The sequence below is a fragment of the Nostoc sp. UIC 10890 genome (assembly GCF_054786515.1).
This window is the reverse complement of record NZ_JBSGKF010000088.1, coordinates 1-2,658: the sequence shown is the minus strand read 5'-3', so window position 1 is coordinate 2,658 and position 2,658 is coordinate 1. Positions and strand designations below refer to the sequence as shown.

The 2,658-nt window shown below is 39.0% G+C and carries 4 protein-coding genes; 3 read left to right on the top strand and 1 reads right to left on the bottom strand.

What is annotated here, in order from left to right:
* A partial coding sequence (locus tag ACWATR_RS39285) for a (2Fe-2S) ferredoxin domain-containing protein (RefSeq protein ID WP_460345592.1) occupies positions 1 to 371 on the top strand: 371 nt, incomplete at its 5' end.
* Between the two features lie 146 nt (positions 372 to 517).
* Here the strand turns inward: ACWATR_RS39285 and ACWATR_RS39280 are convergent.
* A complete protein-coding gene (locus tag ACWATR_RS39280; protein WP_460345597.1) occupies positions 518 to 1,528 on the bottom strand; it encodes a Rieske 2Fe-2S domain-containing protein in 1,011 nt (336 codons plus the stop codon).
* A gap of 61 nt (positions 1,529 to 1,589) precedes the next feature.
* On the opposite strand from ACWATR_RS39280, the gene ACWATR_RS39275 reads away from it, so the two are divergent.
* Positions 1,590 to 2,351, top strand: coding sequence for a TetR/AcrR family transcriptional regulator (locus ACWATR_RS39275; RefSeq protein ID WP_460345589.1), 762 nt, complete (start codon positions 1,590 to 1,592; stop codon positions 2,349 to 2,351).
* Positions 2,352 to 2,418: 67 nt separating this feature from the next.
* Positions 2,419 to 2,658, top strand: a 240-nt coding sequence (locus ACWATR_RS39270) for a Uma2 family endonuclease (RefSeq protein WP_460345586.1), incomplete at its 3' end; no start/stop codon positions are given.

Here is a 2,658-nt window from a genome sequence, read left to right as displayed (position 1 = left end):
GTCAACAACTTCGCATTTGTGGTCATAGTAAGATAGACTCACGCACAAGTAAAATTAAAATTAAAGCCTATAAGGTGACACCAATCAATACTTGTCCAAAGCAAGATTTACCACCTCAAACCAAAGCGAGGATTATGGTATGTCAAAAGGGCGGTTGCCTGAAACGTGGTGGTAAAGGGTTATTATCAGAATTAGAAAAAACTTTGTGCGATCGCGGTTTGTTAGACAAAGTTACTATTGAACATACAAGTTGCCAAAAATGCTGTGGTAGTGCTCCCAACTGTGTTTTACAGCTTGGTAAAAAGAAATACAAGAATATTCATCCCGAAGCGATCGCATCTTTGCTAGAAAGTCACTTAACTTCAGAGTAATAAGCTTCTCTAGCTATTCTTAAAATAATACATAACTTTGTAGGGGTAAAATTTTACCCTTATTTGTTATTGCTATCCCTTGTCAAATCCTAATACTATGAAAATTATCAAATCGTTGAAATTAGAGCCAGCATTTCAAGGAATGACTATGATGCTGAAATTTTATCCCCCGTCTGCCTGGAAAAATTAGGTTCCACAATATTTGGAAAGTTCTCAAAATTACGTCGCACCCAATCCATGCCTACTTCATTGTTGAGTTTAATTTTTTGAGGCATATTTGGATAAATTTTTCCTAAAATATCTGCATCTTGATTTACTACTACCTCCCCAAACTTGAGATATTGGCTACCAAATATCTTAAATATAGGATGCTTGGCTTGACCAAATAATAAAATATAAGTCCGTGTACGATTAGCACCTTCTGGCACAAATATATGGCACTGTGCGGCTTTACCTAATGGCATTTCTCCATGAAAAATTATCAGAGATGGAAAGTGATTTTCTAGATGTGCTTGAATATTCTTGGGCAGTAATAGTAAATCCGGTTTTTTGAGCTTTTCTAGCAAGCTGTAAGGTGCTGTGGGCAAATCATAAAAAGCATGGGAATTATGACCGTTATCAATAAATTGATGAAATTCTATATCGGTAATCCGAAACAATTCTCGGTGAGTACCGTTTTGATGATTGTAGTCGTGCATATTCAGCAGCATCGTCAGCATTGAAGTATCTATAGTTCTATCTGCTGTATGTCCAATAAAGTAGTATGTTTTAGCAATCTCATTTAGGACTGTGGGAATAGGTATTTTCGGATCATATCCACCATAAGACCAAATAAAATCCCCTTGAATTATTAGCTCTAATGATTTGAGTTGTGGCAATGTTTTCTTGTTCGTTCCAGGTAAAACAGTGCAGCCTGAACCATCAAATTTCAAAGCATGAAATGGGCAGACCACAGCACTCCTACCATCACTTTCTGTTTCGCACCAGCCTTCGGACAACATTGCTCCCATGTGTGGACAGGCATTGGGCAAAGCATATATAGCTTCGGTAGAATCTTTCCACATCACATAGTCATTACCATACAAGGAAATTTTTCGAGGTTGGTTAACTGCCAACATCGACTTGTGAAGCAACAGCCAGGGCGCACCAGGAAGCATAGATTCCATGATCTTCTCCGCTAGTTATAAAATTGTGAAAAATCCGTCGTCTTTTTAATATATGACAGAAGATTCACATTCGTCAAGCAGTTTACGTCGTCAACCCAAACAACAACGAGGAAAAGAACGAGTTGAAAAAATCTTGGATGCGGCAGCAGCAGTGTTTGATCAAGTGGGTTATGAAGCTGCAACTACCCATTTAATTGCAGCAAAAGCAGGAACAGCAATCGGTTCTTTGTATCAGTTTTTTCCTGATAAAGCCGCTATTTTTCAAGCTATGGAGTTACGCCATGTTGAGCGGGTAAAGCAGATGTGGGCGCAGGTGAACACACCAGAAATTGTGCAGTTACCACTGCGTCAAATGATTCATGCTCTTGTTAACTCTGTAGCACAAATATTTGAGCAGCCAGTTTCACGGGTGGTATTTGTGCAGTTTTTCATGGCACGAGAAATTTTCCAGTCCATTGATGAAAGCATGACCCAAGAAGCAATTAACTTTACGGCAAATATCTTGAAACAGCGAAACTCAAAATTAAGTGAAGCACAGTGCAGCTTGCTGGCAGAAGTTTGTGTTCACAGCAGCAATGCTGTCATGTTATCGGCACTTCGCAACCCAGATCAACAACATCGGCAACGACTGACCCAAGCTATTGAAGATTTGCTCGTTCTATATTTAGAACCCCATGTTGGAGATAATCTCTTGGGAAATGTAATGAAAGTAATGAAATGCTTACATTGTCAATCACAGCGATTATCTAAAAATGGGTATCGCCGAGGGAAGCAGTGCTATCTTTGTAAAGACTGTGGAAAACAATTTGTGTAAACTTGTCGGTCATCGGTAGGCTAATTTTTTATTAAGATAAAAATAACTCTGCATTCTCGTAGTTGTTATGAGTCTTACTACTGCTAAACGCTTTACTATAGCTGAATATCACCGTCTAGCTGAACTCGGCTTCTTTGAGGAGAATGACCGAGTTGAGCTAATTAAGGGTGAAATAATCCAGATGGCAGCAAAATGTACACCACACTCTGTTTGTGAAACACGCCTAGAACGAGAATTATATAAACTAGTAGGCGATCGCGCAACCCTGCGAGGACAACAACCAATTACTTTATCTAACAACAGTGAG